General features: G+C 71.0%; 17 protein-coding genes. 11 read left to right on the plus strand and 6 right to left on the minus strand.

From position 1 onward, the window contains the following. Positions 1–4: 4 nt before the first annotated feature. From hisG to OG801_RS28075, 3 genes are all read left to right on the plus strand, one after another. Positions 5–868, plus strand: coding sequence for an ATP phosphoribosyltransferase (gene hisG, locus OG801_RS28065; protein ID WP_406032419.1), 864 nt, complete (start codon positions 5–7; stop codon positions 866–868). Next, positions 852–1,304 (plus strand): PH domain-containing protein, encoded by a 453-nt coding sequence (locus OG801_RS28070; RefSeq protein WP_406032421.1) that lies wholly within the window; start codon positions 852–854, stop codon positions 1,302–1,304. The genes hisG and OG801_RS28070 overlap by 17 nt, the downstream gene beginning before the upstream one ends. A 91-nt stretch (positions 1,305–1,395) precedes the next feature. Continuing rightward, entirely contained in the window at positions 1,396–2,610 is a 1,215-nt protein-coding gene (locus OG801_RS28075) for an SGNH/GDSL hydrolase family protein (protein ID WP_406032423.1), read from the plus strand. Positions 2,611–2,616: 6 nt separating this feature from the next. Here OG801_RS28075 and OG801_RS28080 read toward each other — a convergent pair whose 3' ends face one another. The 5 genes from OG801_RS28080 to OG801_RS28100 all read right to left on the minus strand — a co-directional run bounded on the left by OG801_RS28080 (position 2,617) and on the right by OG801_RS28100 (position 6,717). Beyond that, positions 2,617–4,071: a DUF6297 family protein gene (locus OG801_RS28080; RefSeq protein ID WP_406032425.1), complete on the minus strand. Its 1,455-nt coding sequence runs from the start codon at positions 4,069–4,071 to the stop codon at positions 2,617–2,619. Then, entirely contained in the window at positions 4,068–4,706 is a 639-nt protein-coding gene (ccmA, locus tag OG801_RS28085; protein ID WP_406032427.1) for a heme ABC exporter ATP-binding protein CcmA, read from the minus strand. Before ccmA ends, OG801_RS28080 begins: the two co-directional genes overlap by 4 nt. Beyond that, positions 4,703–5,605: an aldose 1-epimerase family protein gene (locus OG801_RS28090; RefSeq protein ID WP_406032429.1), complete on the minus strand. Its 903-nt coding sequence runs from the start codon at positions 5,603–5,605 to the stop codon at positions 4,703–4,705. The genes ccmA and OG801_RS28090 overlap by 4 nt, the downstream gene beginning before the upstream one ends. A gap of 76 nt (positions 5,606–5,681) precedes the next feature. Next, positions 5,682–6,251, minus strand: coding sequence for a 4-amino-4-deoxy-L-arabinose transferase (locus OG801_RS28095; protein ID WP_406032431.1), 570 nt, complete (start codon positions 6,249–6,251; stop codon positions 5,682–5,684). A gap of 1 nt (position 6,252) precedes the next feature. Then, on the minus strand, positions 6,253–6,717 hold the full coding sequence (locus tag OG801_RS28100) for a hypothetical protein (protein WP_355017201.1): 465 nt from the start codon (positions 6,715–6,717) through the stop codon (positions 6,253–6,255). Between the two features lie 90 nt (positions 6,718–6,807). On the opposite strand from OG801_RS28100, the gene OG801_RS28105 reads away from it, so the two are divergent. The 5 genes from OG801_RS28105 (at position 6,808) to OG801_RS28125 (ending at position 9,921) form a co-directional block, all read left to right on the plus strand. After that, the gene (locus OG801_RS28105; protein ID WP_406032433.1) at positions 6,808–7,302 is read left to right on the plus strand and encodes an SseB family protein; all 495 of its coding nucleotides are present in this window, start codon (positions 6,808–6,810) and stop codon (positions 7,300–7,302) included. Between the two features lie 257 nt (positions 7,303–7,559). Then, positions 7,560–8,303 (plus strand): translation initiation factor IF-3, encoded by a 744-nt coding sequence (infC, locus tag OG801_RS28110; protein WP_406032435.1) that lies wholly within the window; start codon positions 7,560–7,562, stop codon positions 8,301–8,303. Positions 8,304–8,378: 75 nt separating this feature from the next. After that, entirely contained in the window at positions 8,379–8,591 is a 213-nt protein-coding gene (locus OG801_RS28115; RefSeq protein WP_008359371.1) for a 50S ribosomal protein L35, read from the plus strand. Between the two features lie 43 nt (positions 8,592–8,634). Next, on the plus strand, positions 8,635–9,018 hold the full coding sequence (gene rplT / locus OG801_RS28120) for a 50S ribosomal protein L20 (protein WP_355017204.1): 384 nt from the start codon (positions 8,635–8,637) through the stop codon (positions 9,016–9,018). Between the two features lie 84 nt (positions 9,019–9,102). Next, entirely contained in the window at positions 9,103–9,921 is an 819-nt protein-coding gene (locus tag OG801_RS28125) for a TrmH family RNA methyltransferase (protein WP_406032437.1), read from the plus strand. Here OG801_RS28125 and OG801_RS28130 read toward each other — a convergent pair. Further along, entirely contained in the window at positions 9,911–10,459 is a 549-nt protein-coding gene (locus OG801_RS28130) for a hypothetical protein (protein ID WP_406032439.1), read from the minus strand. The genes OG801_RS28125 and OG801_RS28130 overlap by 11 nt on opposite strands. 79 nt (positions 10,460–10,538) lie before the next feature. On the opposite strand from OG801_RS28130, the gene OG801_RS28135 reads away from it, so the two are divergent. Genes OG801_RS28135 through OG801_RS28145 form a run of 3 tightly spaced genes read left to right on the plus strand, consistent with a single transcriptional unit; the run spans position 10,539 to position 13,384 of the window. After that, positions 10,539–11,081: a TetR/AcrR family transcriptional regulator gene (locus tag OG801_RS28135; protein WP_355017207.1), complete on the plus strand. Its 543-nt coding sequence runs from the start codon at positions 10,539–10,541 to the stop codon at positions 11,079–11,081. A 55-nt stretch (positions 11,082–11,136) separates the two neighbouring features. Continuing rightward, positions 11,137–12,192: a MerR family transcriptional regulator gene (locus OG801_RS28140; protein WP_406032440.1), complete on the plus strand. Its 1,056-nt coding sequence runs from the start codon at positions 11,137–11,139 to the stop codon at positions 12,190–12,192. Between the two features lie 4 nt (positions 12,193–12,196). Next, positions 12,197–13,384 (plus strand): MFS transporter, encoded by a 1,188-nt coding sequence (locus tag OG801_RS28145; protein WP_406032442.1) that lies wholly within the window; start codon positions 12,197–12,199, stop codon positions 13,382–13,384. The last annotated feature ends 32 nt before the right edge of the window (positions 13,385–13,416 follow it).

A 13,416-nucleotide genomic window follows, 5' to 3' on the forward strand; every position in this document is an offset into this window, starting at 1 on the left:
CCTCATGACAACCGATGACAAGCCTCTCCGGATCGCCGTCCCTAACAAGGGCTCTCTGTCCAGCTCCGCCTCCGAGCTGCTGCGCGAGGCGGGCTACCGCCAGCGCGAGGACTCCAAGCGCCTGACCCTCATCGACGAGGAGAACGGCGTCGAGTTCTTCTACCTCCGCCCGCGCGACATCGCGCTCTACGTCGGCGAGGGCACCCTCGACATCGGCATCACCGGCCGCGACCTGCTCCTCGACTCCGGCGCCAAGGCCGACGAGGTCATCGGGCTCGGCTTCGGCCGCAGCCGGTTCCACTTCGCCGGCCGCGCCGGCGCGTTCACCTCGATCGAGGAGCTGCGCGGCAAGCGGATCGCGACCTCCTACGTCGGGGTCGTCTCGGCCTTCCTGGAGCGCGAGGGGATCGACGCGAGCGTCACCCGTCTCGACGGCGCCGTCGAGACCTCGATCCAGCTCGGCGTCGCCGACGCGATCGCCGACGTGGTCGAGACCGGTTCCACGATGCGACAGGCCGGCCTGGAGATCTTCGGCGAGCCGATCATGCGCTCCGAGGCCGTGGTGATCACCCGATCCGGGGCGCAGCTGCCGGAGGCGTACGAGACGTTCAAGCGCCGTCTGGACGGCGTCCTGATCGCGCGCAGCTACGTGATGATGGACTACGACATCCGCGCCGAGGACCTCACCGAGGCCTCCGCGATGACGCCGGGTCTCGAGGGGCCGACGGTCAGCCCGCTGCACCGCGAGGGCTGGGTCGCCGTCCGTGCGATGGTGCCGCGGGCCGGTTCGCAGAAGCTGATGGACGACCTGTACGCCGTGGGTGCCCGCGCGATCCTGCTGACGGAGATCAATGCCTGCCGGATCTGACCTGCCGGTGAAGCTGCCGCACACCTGGCGCCCGCTCGGGGCGCGCGTCATGGGCTGGTTCCTCGTGGCCGCCCTGGCGATCATGTGCACGATGGTCTGGGTCGGGTTCACACCCGAGATCAAGGCGCAGGTGACCATGTTCGAACGGCTCACCTTCGGCTTCGTGGGCCTGCTGATCCTGACCTGCGTCCATGCGGTGACCCGTTCGCGGGTCGTCGCCCGCGAGGACGGTCTGACCGTGGTCAACGGCTACAAGCGCCGCGACCTGGAGTGGGCCGAGGTCCTCGCGATCAACTTCCCCCGCGGCGCCCCCTGGCCCAACATCGACCTGGCCTCGGGCCACAACATCTCCGTCCTCGGCATCCAGGCCTCCGACGGGGGCTCGTCGAGAAAAGCCGTACGCACGCTGCGCACACTGGCCGAAGAACTGTCCTAGCAGCGACCCTGCGGCGAACCACTTACAACGCTTCGGGGAATCTTCGCCCGAAGCTCTGATCGCGGTGCCCTCGGAGTCCTAGCGTGTCTTTGTGATCTCATGGACTCGTGCTCTCGCGGCGCTGGCGGCTGTCCTCACGCTGGTCTCGACCGTGCCGGCCCAGGCCGCGCCGGTGCATCCGGTCGGCACCTGGGGTGCCTCGGCCGACGAGGTGGGCGGTCAGACCGGCGCCGCCGGCCTGACGGACCGGTCGGTGCGCAACCTGGTGCACACCTCGCTGGGTGGCGCCGGCGTACGCATCACCCTGTCCAACGTGTTCGGCGACCGTCCGGTGACGTTCGCCTCGGCACACATCGGTCTGGCCGCGGACGGAGCCGCGGTGGTGTCCGGCACGAACCGGCCGCTGACCTTCGACGGCGCCGACCAGGTCACCGTCGCCCCCGGCACCGAGGTGCTCAGCGACCCGGTCGACGCGTCGGTGCCGGCCGATACGACCCTCGCGGTGAGCTTCCACGTCGTCGGCGAGAGCGGCCCGATCACCGGGCACGACGTGGCCACGCAGACCTCCTACGTCTCCGGGACAGCCGGCGCGGACGTGGCCGGCGAGGAGTCGGGTGCGGCGTTCACGACGGAGATCTCCAGCTGGTACTGGGTCGAGAGCGTCGTCATCGAGAAGCCGCGCCGGGTCAAGACCGTGGTGCTCTTCGGTGACTCGATCACCGACGGCAACGGGTCCACGGTCGGGGCCGACCGGCGCTACCCTGACGTGCTGGCCGACCGGGTGGCGGCGAGCTCGTTCGCCGGGCGGTTCAGCATGATGAACGAAGGCATCTCCGCCAACCGCGTGCTCGTCGACAGCACCGGTGGCCAGCGCGGGCTGGACCGTTTCCGGCGAGACGTCCTGGACCAGCCCGGCGTCTCCACGGTCGTGCTGCTGGAGGGGATCAACGACATCCGCTGGGACGACGCCGACGAGGCTTCCGACCTGATCGTGGCCTACCGCGACCTGGTCGCGCAGGCGCACGCCGAGGACGTGTGCGTCGTCGGCGCCACCCTCACCCCGTACGAGGGCGGCAGCCGCTACACCCCGGCGCGCGACCGGGTGCGGGTCGCGGTCAACGAGTGGATCCGGACCTCCGGTGAGTTCGACGGCATCGTCGACTTCGACGCGGCCACGCGTGACCCCGAGCGACCGGCGCGGTTCCTGCCTGCGTACGACTCCGGGGACCACCTCCACCCCGGCGACGCCGGCTATGCGGCGATGGCCGAGGCGTTCGACCTGGGGCTGCTGGAATGTGACCGCTGAGCCGGCTCAGCGGCGGCCAAGGAGCACCCCGAGCGTCACGACCGAGATCGCCATCGAGACGGTGGCGCCGAGGGCGTCGGGGGCGAACAGCGCCGGGATGCTCACCAGCCCGGCGATGTCGAAGCCGCGCACCGCGTTGCCGAACAGCGAGACCGGCATCGCCCCCATCGGGGTGGAGACCATCGCTGAGGCGTAGTCGGGCGGGGGAGCGACGAGCCACCGGGTGAGCGTGGCGAGTGCGCCGAGCCCGATCGCTGGAGCCAGCAGTGGGTGTGGCAGCGCCCACAGACAGCCCAGCCCGTAGGCCATCAGCAGCACTGTCGGGACCACCAGCGCGCCGAGCCGCAGCTGCCAGGATGAGGTGCCCAGCAGCCGTGCGAGGCTGCTCGATCGCGACAGTACCCGCAGCCCGGCGCCGAGCGGGATGGCCGCCCCGAAGCCGAGGACCACCATCACCGGCACGACCAGCGCACCCGCGCCCGCCTCCGCCAAGGCGTACGCAGGCACCACCGCGGCGGTGGGTGCCAGGACGCGCAGCGGCGCCCGCCGCAGTCGGACGAGATCGGCGGTGACGAGCGCGAGCGGCCCGCGAGGACCCCGCAGGCGCCGTGCCCGGACGACGGCACGCTGGCTGCTGGTGTGCTGGAGTACGACGTCGTAGGCGAGGGCGGTGTCCATCCCGGCGAGAGCGCCGGAGAGGCCGTTGGCCAGCCCGTGTCCGCGAGTCAGGTCACGACGGCGCAGGTCACCGAGACGACGGCGCGCGAGCACTGCGGCCCCGGCGGTCACCGGCGCGAGCACAGCCGGCACCAGCCACCACCGCGCGTCCGCGGGCGGGGTCAGCCGGGCCGTGACGCCGGCGGCCACGGCCGCCACCGCGGCCAGGGCGACGAGCGCCGTCACCGGCCCGACCATCCGCGATGCCGACCCCGGTCGCGCCTGGGCGACGGTCCCCGCGGCGTACGTCGCCGGTGCCAGCAGCGCCGCGGCGAGCGCCAGCGCGCCGCCGGTGAGCAGCGGCCAGCCCGCGGTCACGGCGGCGAGGAGGGCCGGGACCGCGGCGGCAAGGGCTCCTAGGGTCAGGACCGTCGCGTACTGCCGTCCCAGCCAGCGGCCACGGTCCACCGGCGTGGAGAGCACCAGCGCCGAGGTCGCGGGCGAGGCCATGAGCGGTCCCAGGAGCCGGAGCGCCGCGGCGCCCAGGGCCAGCCAGATCAGCACGAGAAGGACCGGTCCGGCGGCGCGGGTGCCCACGCAGGGCCCGGTGGTGCATCCCTCCACCGCCTGCCCGGCATTGACCACCGCGCTGACGAGCCCCGAGCCGTAGATCAGGACCGTCAGGAGAGCGAGGTAGGCCTGGTAAAGCACCTCGCCCCAGGGTGCGGTGACGTGACCGCGACGCCACTCGCGGATCAGTCCGCGGATCTCAGCCGGCGTCGGCGGCGGTGTCTCCGTGCTCATGCTTCGTCGAAGGAGGAGCCCAGGCGTACGACGTCGTCGGCCACCGCCTCGACAAGAGCCGCGTGGTGGCTGGCGAAGAGGATGCCGACCCCGGCCTCCTTCTCCCGTCGGAGCAGGTCGGCGAGCCAGATGGCGCCCTCGGCGTCCAGCCGCTGTTCGGGCTCGTCGAGGAGCAGCAGCCGGCGGGGCCGGACCAGGAGCAGCGCGAGCGCGAGCCGCTGACGCTGACCCGAGGAGAGCGACCCGGGCAGCTGGTCGGCCTGATCGTTGAGGCCGACCTCGTCCAGCACGCCGTCGACGGTGCCCTCGGGATCCTCGACCCGATGGGCGTGCGCGACCAGGTCGAGATGCTCGATCACCGCGAGGTCCGGGAAGAGGTCCAGGTCGTCGAGCAGAGCGGCGACGTCGCGGCGCATCTGCGCCGAGCGTTCGTCGTACGGCCTGCCGTCCAGCAGCACCTCGCCGGCGGTCGGCTCGTCGGCCCCGGCCACGCAACGCAACAGTGTCGACTTGCCCGACCCGTTCGTACCGGTCAGGGCGATCGCCCGGCCGGCCGCGAGGGTGAGGTCGAGCCCGTCGAGGACGGCGTGGTCGCCGTAGGTCCTGCTGAGCCCGGAGACTGTCAGCAGCGTCATGTCAGCGCGGTGATGCCCCAGGTGACCTCGAGGCGCTCGTCGGGGGCAAGCGTGATCAGGTCGGTGCCGGAGTTGTACGCGTCCGGGGGAGCGGTCATCGGCTCGACGGCGAGACCGCCGCGGGCCGGCGCCTGGTCGTCGGCGCTGTAGACCATCAGCCACGGGTGGTGCTCGTCGACCCAGAGCGCGATGCTGTCGTCGGGGCCCTGGATCGTGACCGTCGCCCGTCCGTCCTCGCCCCGGTCGAGATCGGTGAAGGCGTGGTCGAGGACGACGTCGCCGATGGGCTTGGCGGAGGTGAAGTCGTAGGCCGTCCCCACCGTCGCCTCGCTCGTGGTGGGCAGCTTGCGCTCGTCGGAGAGCAGGCGCGTCCGCGCCGGCAGGGTGAGCGTCCACTCGTCGACCGGACCGGCCCCGACGGTGAGATAGGGGTGCGCGCCGGCGGCGTAGGGCGCGGGGGAGTCGGCGTGGTTGGTCGCCGCCTGGGTCACGGTGAGCCCGTCAGGGCCGATTGCGTACGTCACCTCGAGGTCGAGGGTCCACGGATAGCCGCTCTGCGCCATCAACCGGGTGGCCAGGGTGATCGAGTCCTTGGCCTCGTCGATGGGCAGCCACTGAGACCACCGCACCAGCCCGTGGGAGGCGTTGTTGCGCGCGACCTCGGTGAGCCCGAGCTGATAGGTCTTCCCGCCGAACTCGTAGCGGCCGTCGCGGATCCGGTTGGGCCACGGCGCCAGCAGCTGACCCTTGCCCCCGCTGGACTGCTCGTCGTCGCTGAACCCGGCGATCAGGTCCCGCCCCTCGTAGGACAGCAGCCGCAGCGCGCCGCCACTCTCCGTCACCGTCGCGGTGTAGCCCCCGCCGTCGATCGTGAACTGCTCTCCACTCGGTCTCAGCACGGACACAGGCTATCGAGGTGGCCGGCCCGGCCCGGTTACCGGTCGGGTTAGCCCCGGGCGATGGAGCGACGGCCGCTCAGATGGTCACGATGATGTCGGCGCGGGCGGCGGTCAGGTCGCGGGCGAAGTGCTCGATCTCCGCGGCCGCCCAGGCGTCCCAGTGGGGTGCGAAGGTCTCGCCGTCGCGGTCGATGCCGCGTCGCCGGCGCTCCTCCTCGGGCGCGTCGACCCAGGCGAGGGCGGTGCGGAAGCCGTCGTACGCGGCGGCGCCGCTGCCGACGCCCTCGATGACGAGCAGCGGGCTCGGCGGGACCAGCACGGTCTCGGCGAACTCGCGCGCGTGCCAGTCATAACGCCGGTAGGAGCCGGCGGCTCCCTCGACGAGGGGAAGCAGGATCGTCTCGAGCTGGGCGATGCCCTCGGCGAGGCCGTCCCAGCCGGCGTACAGGTCATCCATGTGGACCACCGGGGCCTGCGTCATCTCAGCCAGGGCGGTGGCGAGCGTCGTCTTCCCGGAGCCGGCGGGGCCGTCGACGCAGATCAGCCGTCCGGGGCCGAGGGTGGCCGGACGGCTCATCGCGATCGTGAGGAGATCGGTTGCCGGCTCGCTGAAGTGGAGCCCGAGGCCATCAGTGGAGTCGGTCAACTCAGGAGATGCCGTACTTCTTCAAGATGTCGTTCACGTCGGCCATGTCGTCGTCATCGTCGTCGACCACCGGGCCCTTGGCCGTCTTCGGAGCCGCGACCGAGGCCGGGCCGGCCGAACCGGCGGGCGCGGCACCGGCAGCCCCCTTGCGGGCCGCTCGGCTCGGCTTCTCCTTGGTGGGCAGGAGGCGGGAGACGAAGATCAGCACGATGGCGAGCGCGGCGATGCCGAACCCGATCCAGACGGTCGGGCTGAAGACCAGGCGTGCGGCCCAGTCGGCGATCGCGTCGACGATCCGGCCGCCGGCGCGCAGCAGGCCGGTGAGGTACGCCGCCGGGGCGAGCAGCGTCCACCCGGCAGCCTTCACGCCGGCTCCGAGGCCGCGCCGTCGGAACGCGACCCAGGTCCAGATCGCGCCCAGAATGGTGAGCGCGGCGGCTAGTGCGAGGTAGGCGCCTTGGTCCATACCTGCAGTCTTCCACCGTCGTGGTCGTCTGGCACCCGGACTGTCCCCGATATCTGCCCTGATGTTGCTCTGTTGTTGAATGGGGAGGCGATGAACGACAAACGACTTCTCGGCACGGCATTTCCCGGCGACACCGGTGAGACCAGCCCTGAGGTCGCGACCGTGATGAGGTCGTACGCCGCGGGCCAGGCCACGCACGCCGATGTGCTCATCACCCTGGCGGCTGCCCGGGTGCTCGTCCCGGTCGTCGCGGTGCTGGGCGAGGTCGAGGTCGACGAAGCCGGTCTGGCGCACGACAAGACCTCTGACATGGCCACCGTGCTGCTCACCGGTGCCGATGGGCGCCAGGCGCTGCTCGGGTTCACCGGGACCGCGCCGCTGCAGGCGTGGCAGGCCGACGCCCGCCCGGTTCCGGTCTCCCTGCGGGACGCGGCTCAGGCCGCCGTCCACGACGGCGCCGACGCCCTCGTGCTCGATCTCGCCGGCCCGGTCCCGTTCGCGATCGAGGGCGACGACCTGCAGAAGGTGGCCGAGGGCTGGCAGCTGGCGACCGTCGGGCCGCGTACCGCCTGGGTGCGACCCTGACGATTGGGACAGCGGGGAATGTTGCAGTAGTGTTCCGTGTTGACCGATCAGCCGACGTACGCCGTCGGTTTGATCCAACAAGCGGAGATCACGACAGCGTTCTCCCACCCGCATCGACCGCCTAGCAACGAAGGTCGTCGGGTCCGGTCCCGGAGACAGTGTCCCCGGTGGTGCGAGCCCGTGCGCGGGTGAGCGTTATGACTGGCTTCCGCTTGTGACCTGACAAGCGGAAGCCTTTTTTGATTTCCGGACCGCCCGTGCACGCGGCCCGGAAGCCGAGATCCAGAGCCTCCGCAGCCACAACAACTGGAGGACACATCAGCACTGAGCTTCGTATCAACGACCGGATCCGGGTTCCCGAGGTCCGCCTCGTTGGTCCCAACGGAGAGACGGTCGGCATCGTGCCGACCCCTGACGCGCTGCGCCTGGCCCAGGAGGCCGACCTCGACCTGGTCGAGATCGCCCCGCAGGGCAAGCCGCCGGTCTGCAAGCTCATGGACTACGGGAAGTTCAAGTACGAGAACGCCCAGAAGGCCCGTGAAGCCCGTCGAAACCAGACGAACGTGATCATCAAGGAGATGAAGCTTCGTCCGAAGATCGACAAGCACGACTACGAGACCAAGAAGGGTCACGTCGTGCGGTTCCTCAACGCCGGGGACAAGGTGAAGATCACGATCATGTTCCGCGGTCGTGAGCAGCACCGTCCCGAGCTCGGCTTCCGCCTGCTGCAGAAGCTCGCCGAGGACGTCGAGGAGCTTGGCTTCGTCGAGTCCTCGCCGAAGCAGGACGGCCGCAACATGACCATGGTCATCGGCCCTCACAAGAAGAAGGCCGACGCCAAGGTCGAGGCGAAGGAGGCCAAGGAGGAGAAGGCCGCCGAGCGCGCTGCCGACGAGGCCGCCGAGAAGGCGGAGCGTACGGCTGCGAACGCCGCGCGTCCGGCCTCCATCCCGAAGGTCAAGCGCCGCTCGGAGAACCTCGACCCCGACATCGACGTCTGAGCCTCCCGGGCCCAGCAAGAGACTTCCGCCGCCGCGGCGCCCCGTGACCGGCCGGACGACGAGAGAGAGAAGAACATGCCGAAGAACAAGACCCACTCCGGTTCCAAGAAGCGCTTCAAGGTGACCGGTTCCGGGAAGATCCAGCGCCTGCAGGCCGGCCGTAAGTCTGGCGCTGCGTTCGCCTCCGCGCCGACGACCGGCTCGCGCAAGAAGCACCGTCGCAACGCCGGTCTGGTGGAGCTCGCCCCCGCCGACGTGAAGCGCGCGAAGAAGCTGCTCGGTCGCTGAGCGATCACCCCGAAACTTTCCCTAGCATTCAAGGAGCACTGAAATGGCACGCGTCAAGCGCGCAGTGAACGCTGCGAAGAAGCGTCGCACCACCCTCGAGCGGGCCCAGGGTTACCGTGGCCAGCGCTCGCGCCTCTACCGCAAGGCGAAGGAGCAGGTCACCCACTCGCTCGTCTACGCCTACAACGACCGCCGCAAGAACAAGGGCAACTTCCGCAAGCTGTGGATCCAGCGGATCAACGCGGCGGCGCGTGCCGAGGGCATGACCTACAACCGCTTCATCCAGGGTCTCAACCTGGCCGGCATCGAGGTCGACCGCAAGATCCTCGCCGAGCTCGCCGTCAACGACGTGGCCGCGTTCAACGCGATCGTCGCCCAGGCCAAGGCTGCTCTGCCGGAGGACGTCAACGCCCCGGCGAACGCCTGAGCTTGCGTTTGAAACGACGCCCCCACCGGCCGCTGTGCCGGGCTGGGGGCGTCGTTCTCTGTTGCGACGTGGGAGTCTTCGTCAGTGAATGAGTCGGGGGAGAACGTGAAGCTGTCCGCGGGGAACTCGCGCCTCAAGGAGATCCGCAAGCTCGCGCGACGTGCGGTTCGCTCGGAGCGGCGGGTCTTCCTGGCCGACGGTCCGAAGGCCGTTGAGGGTGCGCTCGGCACTGTGCTGGATTCTGGGGTGAGTTGCGTGCAGGAGATCTTCGCGACCGAAGCCGGAGCCGAGGCGTACGCCTCGGTGCTGGCCGACCAACCGGTCACTCTCGTCGAGGACCGAGCGATGGCCGGGCTCTCCGACTCGGTCACCCCCGCCGGGGTGGTGGCACTGTGCCGGTTCCTCGACGTGCCGCTCACCGACATCGCGGGTCCGCTTGTGGTGATCTGTGCCGACGTACGCGATCCCGGCAACGCCGGCACCGTCATCCGCTGTGCCGACGCGGCTGGCGCGTCCGGGGTGATCCTGGCCGGCGACTCGGTCGACCTCTACAACCCCAAGACCATCCGGGCCTCGGTCGGCTCCGCCTTCCACCTCCCGATCGCGATCGAGCGGGATCCGCTGGTCGCCGTCAAGGCGGCCAAGGCCGCCGGCCTGACCGTCCTGGCCGCCGACATGCACGGCACCGCCGACCTGTTCAGCGCCGACGCGCTCCTGGCCCGGCCCACCGCCTGGCTGATGGGCAACGAGGCCTGGGGCCTCCCGCCCGAGCTCGCCGCCGAGGCCGACGAGATCGTGAGCATCCCGATCTTCGGCAGGGCCGAGTCGCTCAACCTCTCCACCGCCGCCGCCCTGTGCCTCTACGCCAGCGCCAAGGCCCAACGCCGAGACGTCAGTTCCTGACGCCGAAGCGTCGATCGGCCTCGTCGGCTCCCGGGTTCGTCGCGCCTGCCGGCATCGGGACGCGGCCGTGTCGAACGGGTAGCGCCGCCCAGAGCGCCACGACGACGTAGACGACCTGCTCGGGGAGTCGGAACCAGAGCGGCGTAGCCGGATCGCCGTTGAGTGGGATGTTCTCGACCGCCGCGTAGATGTTGGCGGGCAACAGCAGGACGAAGAGCACGGCCAGTCCGAGTCCGGCAGCCGGGCGCGTCCGCGTGATGACGAGCCCGACGGCGCCCAGCACCTCCAGGACGCCGGTCATGTAGATCGTGAGGCTGGGGGCGGGAACGAACGGCGGGACCATGGCGACCAGATCGTCATGGCTGGGCATGATCGTGACGCTGTCCGGAACGAAGTGCGCGCTCCCGGTGAACAGCAGCAGCACCGCCAAGCCGTGGGTGGCGCTGGATCGCCAGGTCGCGAAACGGCTCAGGCCCAAGGCCCCGAGCAGTCTGAACCCGGCCGTGGGAACAACGAGAAGCATGAGTGTCTCGAGCATGAGTGCTCTCCTCCGACGATGAAGTTACCACTGGTAAGATAGGCGCGCTGCCAAATGTTGTCAATGGTAAGATCGCTTCGTGACCGATCGGACCTACCATCACGGGGACCTGCGCAGAACCGCGCTCGCCGCGACCGTCGAGGCGCTCGAGGAGGGCGGCGGACCTGCCGCGCTCAGCATGCGCGACGTCGCCCGGCGAGCCGGCGTCTCGCACGCGGCGTTCTCCCACCACTTCGGCGGCAAGCGCGGTCTGCTCACAGCGCTCGCGGCCGAGGGCTACGACCTGCTCGCGGACGCACTGTCCGCTGCCGGTGGCGACCTGATCGAGGCCGGGGTGGCGTACGTGCGGTTCGCGGTGGGGCACCGTGCGCACTTCGAGGTGATGTTCAGCCCGGCGCTGTACGATCCCGATGCGCCGGAGCTGGCCGCCGCCGAGCAGCGCGCCGGCCGGGCGCTCACCGAGGCGCTGTCGACATCGGCCAACAAGACCACCGAACTGGCCGCATGGTCGATCGTGCACGGCTTCGCCAGCCTGTGGCTCGCCGGCTCGGTTCCGCACGACCCTGCCGATGACGCCGGCGACGTCGCGCGACCTGTCATCCGGCTGCTGACCCTCCCGTGACGGCCTCTCGTCGGCGTCTTGACCTTCATCTGGCCTGAAGGACGATGGTTGCGGCATGGATGAGCCACTGTTGACGATCGGGGCCTTCGCGCGGGCGGTGGGCCTGACCGCGAGCGCGCTGCGGCATTACGACGAGTGCGGGCTGCTGGTGCCGGCGGAGGTCGACTCCGGGACGGGCTATCGCTACTACACGCCCGAGCTCGCCGACCGGGCGCGGCTGATCGTGGGCATGCGGGAGGCCGGGGTCCCGATCGAGACGATGCGGGTTGTGCTCGACTCGCCGGCTGGAGAGGCGCGGGCAGCGTTGATCGGGTTCCTGGAGGAGCAGACGGCGCGGACGGGGCGGGCCGAGGAGGCCGTACGCGGCGTGCTGGCCGCCGTCGATGCCGGGCCTGCCGCCAGGCCCGCGCTCGTCGAGCTGCCCGGTCCCGTGCTGGCCGCAGCGATCCGGCAGGTGCGGCACGCGGCCGAGTCCGATCCGGCCTCCGAGCTCGCTTCTGTCCTGATAGACGTCGGGGGCGGTAGCGGTGGATCGGACGTGGACGTGGTGGCGACCAACCGCTACTGGATGGCGGTGCGGGAGCTGCCGGCGGCGGCCGAGGGGGACGATGGCCGGGCGGTCCTGTCCCTGCCCGACGCGGCCGCGCTGGCCGACCGGCTGGATGCGATCACCACCGCCGAGCTGCGCATCGCCGATGGCACCCTCACCCTCGCCGGGCAGGACCTGGGCCGCGACACCACCTACCCGGCGCACCGACTCGTTCTGGCCGGTCTGGAGCCGCCCGTCACCTGGGCGGTGCTCGTCAAGTCCGACCTGCTCGCGGGTCTCGATGCGGCCGCCTACGCCGAGGTCGACCTCTTCCTCGGCGATCAGGCGCGGCTCCGCTCGCCGCACACCGCCGAGCAGAGCGACGTACGTGGCGTGGTGACCGGCCCTCCGAGCCGGCTCCGACTGGGCACGGCCCTGTTCGGCCGCGCCCTGGCAGCGTGCCTGGGCGACGAGATCCAGCTGGCGGTGACCGCGCCGGACCGGCCGGTGGTGGTGACCTCGCCCTACCAGCCTGGGTTCACCGCGCTGGTCATGCCCGTGCGGCACAACCCCGAAGGCTGAGTCCGTGGGAGTGGCCCAGGGCCGGGGGTTCCGCCCCTGGCTGGCAGCGTCGACCGCATCGGTCTTCGGCGACTCGGTGACCTTCTTCGCGATCGGCTGGGCGGCGGCGGGTTTCGGTGCCGACGCGGCCAGCCTGGTGCTGACGATCGAGGGCATCCCGCTGGCCGTGCTGGTGCTCGCCGGGGGAGTGCTGGCAGACCGGATCGGAATCCGGCGGACGATGGCCGCCTGCGATGCCGCGATGGTGCTGGTCATGGCCGCGTTCGCGGTCGGCGCGATCGATGGTGCGGGACTGTGGATGCTGGTCGCGGTCGGCGCCCTCTCGGGCACCATCCAGGCCCTCCGGCGACCCGCTGAAGGAGTCTTCCCGCGGCTGTTCGGGGCCGAGGACCTCGACCGGCGGATGGCGCTGGTCGGCTCCGCCCACCAGATCGCCCGCACCGCGGGGCCTGCGACCGGCGGCTTCCTGATCGGCCACGGCGGCTTGCCGCTGACCGCCGGCCTGGACGCGGCCACGTACGCCATCGTGCTCGTCGCGCTCCTCCTGGTCCGGCCACCGCACGAGCCGGCCCCCGCGCCCGCCCAGGGTTCGGTCTGGCACAGTCTGGCCGACGGTGCGAGGACGGCGGTGCGCACGCCCGGCGTCGTCCCGGTCCTGGTCGCCATCACCGGCCTCGCCGCGACGGTCCTCCCGCTGGTCATGCTCGCCCTACCGCTCGCCGGCCGCGAACGCGGCTGGACGGCCGCCGAGACCGGTCTCGTCTCCGGGGCCTGGGTCGCCGGGGGACTGGTGATGACCCTCGCCGTCGCCCGCTGGGGCGCGCCGCGCGCACCGGTCGCGGTCGCCGGCCCGGCACTCGCGGCCGGCGGGGTGGTCCTGCTGGCGGTGCGTACGGAGATCTGGGCGGGGATCCTCGCGGTCGGCCTCGTCGGCGTCGGCACCACGATGCTGACCAGCTACCTCCTCCCGGCCTATGTCGCCCGCACCCCGCCGGAGATGCTCGCCCGGTTCTCGAGCCTGACCCAGCTGGCCCAGACCGGCCCGGTCCTGCTCGCGACACCGCTGCTCGGCGTGGCGGCCGGGGTCGACGTACGACTGGCTCTTGCCGTCATCGCCGCACTGCTCCTGGCCACCGTGCCGGCCGCTGCCCGGGTCGCCCGGCTGCCTCGCCCGATACCCCGCAGGGTCTGATACACGAAAGGTAAATCTGTTTCACTCGGTGA

The sequence above is a fragment of the Nocardioides sp. NBC_00163 genome, from assembly GCF_045206295.1.
In the GTDB taxonomy this organism is placed as follows: domain Bacteria; phylum Actinomycetota; class Actinomycetes; order Propionibacteriales; family Nocardioidaceae; genus Nocardioides.

Excerpts from the sequence above, each read along its gene's own strand:
- OG801_RS28105 (WP_406032433.1), top strand. The coding sequence starts at position 6,808 with ATGAACGACAAACGACTTCTCGGCACGGCATTTCCCGGCGACACCGGT.
- OG801_RS28130 (WP_406032439.1), bottom strand. The coding sequence starts at position 10,459 with ATGCTCGAGACACTCATGCTTCTCGTTGTTCCCACGGCCGGGTTCAGA.
- OG801_RS28140 (WP_406032440.1), top strand. The coding sequence starts at position 11,137 with ATGGATGAGCCACTGTTGACGATCGGGGCCTTCGCGCGGGCGGTGGGC.
- OG801_RS28070 (WP_406032421.1), top strand. The coding sequence starts at position 852 with ATGCCTGCCGGATCTGACCTGCCGGTGAAGCTGCCGCACACCTGGCGC.
- OG801_RS28080 (WP_406032425.1), bottom strand. The coding sequence starts at position 4,071 with ATGAGCACGGAGACACCGCCGCCGACGCCGGCTGAGATCCGCGGACTG.
- OG801_RS28115 (WP_008359371.1), top strand. The coding sequence starts at position 8,379 with ATGCCGAAGAACAAGACCCACTCCGGTTCCAAGAAGCGCTTCAAGGTG.
- rplT (WP_355017204.1), top strand. The coding sequence starts at position 8,635 with ATGGCACGCGTCAAGCGCGCAGTGAACGCTGCGAAGAAGCGTCGCACC.
- OG801_RS28100 (WP_355017201.1), bottom strand. The coding sequence starts at position 6,717 with ATGGACCAAGGCGCCTACCTCGCACTAGCCGCCGCGCTCACCATTCTG.
- hisG (WP_406032419.1), top strand. The coding sequence starts at position 5 with ATGACAACCGATGACAAGCCTCTCCGGATCGCCGTCCCTAACAAGGGC.
- ccmA (WP_406032427.1), bottom strand. The coding sequence starts at position 4,706 with ATGACGCTGCTGACAGTCTCCGGGCTCAGCAGGACCTACGGCGACCAC.